This window comes from Streptomyces nanhaiensis, assembly GCF_046614825.1.
Taxonomy (GTDB): Bacteria; Actinomycetota; Actinomycetes; order Streptomycetales; family Streptomycetaceae; genus Streptomyces; species Streptomyces radiopugnans.
Genome location: NZ_JBKJFM010000434.1, coordinates 1 through 255, shown reverse-complemented (window position 1 = coordinate 255; position 255 = coordinate 1). Strand labels below are relative to the sequence as shown.

Annotated in this window: 1 pseudogene; it reads right to left on the bottom strand. The window is 67.1% G+C overall.

What is annotated here, in order from left to right:
* A pseudogene (locus ACLIYP_RS30955) lies at positions 1 to 242 on the bottom strand (IS256 family transposase); the annotation flags it as partial.
* Between the last annotated feature and the right edge of the window lie 13 nt (positions 243 to 255).

Genomic DNA, 255 nt, shown 5'->3' with positions numbered 1-255 from the left:
CCGTTCTTCCCGGCGGGATCGTGCTTGTCATAGCCGAGGTGGTCGGTGATCTCACCCTCCAGGGCGGACTCCAGCAGCCGCTTGGTCAGCTGCTGGAGCAGCCCACCCTCGCCGGTCAGCCGCAGGCACTCGGCCTGAGCGCGGCCGACCAACTCGTCGATGGGCTGGTCGTCCACCTTCTTCGCCAGCTGCGGCTCAGCGGCCTTGACGGACTCGGCCTCGGTCACGTTGTCGCTGGTCATCGATGCATCTTCC